This is a genomic window from uncultured Rothia sp. (assembly GCF_937976295.1).
GTDB lineage: Bacteria > Actinomycetota > Actinomycetes > Actinomycetales > Micrococcaceae > Rothia.
Window position 1 is genome coordinate 1 of sequence record NZ_CALJRY010000248.1, and the last position, 2,300, is coordinate 2,300.

General features: G+C 58.0%; 1 protein-coding gene and 1 pseudogene. One reads left to right on the forward strand and one right to left on the reverse strand.

Translation table 11 applies throughout. The features are described from left to right. A pseudogene (locus tag Q0216_RS06635) lies at positions 1 to 431 on the forward strand (dihydrodipicolinate synthase); the annotation flags it as partial. Positions 432 to 594: 163 nt separating this feature from the next. On the opposite strand, the gene Q0216_RS06640 reads toward Q0216_RS06635, so the two are convergent. Beyond that, complete coding sequence (locus tag Q0216_RS06640; RefSeq protein WP_298593931.1) at positions 595 to 2,298, reverse strand: ABC transporter family substrate-binding protein; 1,704 nt, start codon at positions 2,296 to 2,298, stop codon at positions 595 to 597. Positions 2,299 to 2,300: the final 2 nt, after the last annotated feature.

Genomic DNA, 2,300 nt, shown 5'->3' on the forward strand with positions numbered 1-2,300 from the left:
CCTCCTCGTTGAGCGCTATTTTCTTGGGCTATTTTTGCGTGAACATTCTTGCCTCACTGAATATCCCCGGGTACCTGGGCATCCCCGCAATTATTTACGTGGGGGCGCTTCCGTGGGCTCAGGCGGAGCGGCACCAGTTCACGTTGGCGGTGGCGTGGGTCATTGCGGTAACGCTGGTGAGTTGGCTGGTGCGCGGCATGTGGGGCACTCTGCTGGCCTGTGCGGGTTATTCTCTGTGGATTGTGTTGGTTGCGACCAGCGGTGATCCTTTTGATCTTTCCGCCAATATGAGCCGTGTGCTCGTTATCTTGGGTTTTCCTTTGGCTTTTATCGTTGCTGGAGGCGGTATTTACCGCATTTTCTATCTGCGACAGAACCCGAACCTGTTGAGGTACCTGCAGGAGCGTGCCCTGTACTTGGGCGAGTGGTAGCAACCGGTCACGACGGCGCTCCTCTCCCCCAGTTTTTGTAATTACATATCCCTTAGAGGGCACAGAAACTTAGAAAGTACAGAAAAATCCCGGGCACTCTCTCATGAGAGCACCCGGGATTTTATTGTCCTATAGGACGGCTAGAGCATTACCTCAGGGGGTATTACTCCTGCCAGCCAACGTTGACCCAGTAGTCGGCGCTGGTGTAGCTCTGCTTGAACAGGGACGGACCGTAGTTAGCGACCTTAGCCTTGACAGCGGCGTACATCGGGCCGTTTGCGTAGGGCAGGTACACTGCGACCTTCTCGTAGTAGAGCTTCTCCGCCTCGTTAGCGATCTTGATGCGCTCGTCCTCGTTCTCGGTGTTCTGCAGCTTCTCGATGAGCTTATCGACTTCGGGGTCGCCGACCTCGAACACCTCGGTGGTGAAGAAGTAAGGTGCCGAGGAAGCCATGTCGGGCAGAATGCCCCAGCCGGTGAAGATTGCTTCGTAGCTCTTCTGGCCAAGCACGGAGTTGGAGTTGGACTGCGGCTGGTTGTCAGCGCTCAGGCGGATACCTGCGGACTTCAGCTGCTGCTCCAGGATCTGGTAAACAGCCTGGTAGACCGCTTCGGAGCCGAAGGAGGTCATGGCGAAGCCAGCAACCTTGCCGTCCTTGGCGTAGTAGTCGCCGGACTTGGAGTAGCCTGCAGCCTCCAGAATCTTGCCTGCAGCCGCTGCACCGGTGTCACCAGCGTAGTTGTTCTGGTAGCCCTTCTGGAACGGCATCGCGATGATGGAGCCGGGCAGCGGCTCGGTCCAGCCGAGCTGCGAGAAGTATGCCTTAGCAATCTGCTCGCGATCGACTGCTGCAAGGATTGCGCGGCGCAGTGCCAGGTCCTCAATGCGCTTGGGGTTCAGCTGAATAATGTTGACGTTGGTGTTCTGGCCCTGGCGAATCTCGGTGCCTGCCTGGCCCTTCACAGCGTTGTAGCTGGTTGCGCCAACGAAGGTAAACGCGTCCAGCTCACCGTTCTTGAAGCTTGCACGGATCGCTTCGGAGTCCATCTGACGCCAGATGATGCGGTCCAGGACCGGCTTCTCACCCCACCACTTGTCGTTCTTAACCAGGGTGAGAACCTTCTGGGAGGAGTTCCACTCGCCGACCTTGAAGGGACCTGCCCAATACTGATCGAGGGGCTTGTCAACGAAGCCTTCGTTGAAGAGGTTGACGTCTTCCAGTGCGGGGTGGATTGCGAAGGCGCACAGACCCTCGGAGGGGTAGTACGGAGTCTTCATGGTGACCTTGACGTGGTAGTTGTCGCCGTCAACAGCCTCGATGCTTTCAACCTGCTGCCACATGGTGTTATCGGTGATGTGGTAGGGGTTGTCGGTAGCTGCGCGGTAGACCGTCCACATGGCGCGAACAGCGTTCACGTCCATGGGGGTGCCGTCGTTGAAGGCAGCCTTGGGGTTGATCTTGAAGGTCGCGGTCTGCACGCCGTCAACGGTTTCGGTCTTGTGCTCGGTGCAGAACTCGGGGTTGAGGGTACCTTCACCGTCGGGGCTCATGGTGTAGAAGCCCATGACAGCGGGGATGTTGCAGGGTGCCAGTGCATCCAGATTGCTGGAGGTGTAGCCGCTCTGGGTCAGCAGGTTGAAGTTGGGGCCCAGCGCAGTAGCTGCGAGGGTCAGGGTGCCGCCCTGCTTGAGGGAGGAACGGTCCTGCTTGTTGATCTGAAGGTTATTCAGAATATCTGCAGCATTGCTAGCGGCGCTACCGCCAACCTTCTCCTTCGAGCCACCGCAGGCAGCCAGTAGACCAACGGTGCCCAGGGCAACGGTGCCGGTCAGGAGGGTACGGCGAGAGACAGACATGCTCTTCATGG

Coding starts and splice junctions, on each gene's coding strand:
- Q0216_RS06640 (WP_298593931.1), bottom strand. CDS start 2,298: ATGAAGAGCATGTCTGTCTCTCGCCGTACCCTCCTGACCGGCACCGTT.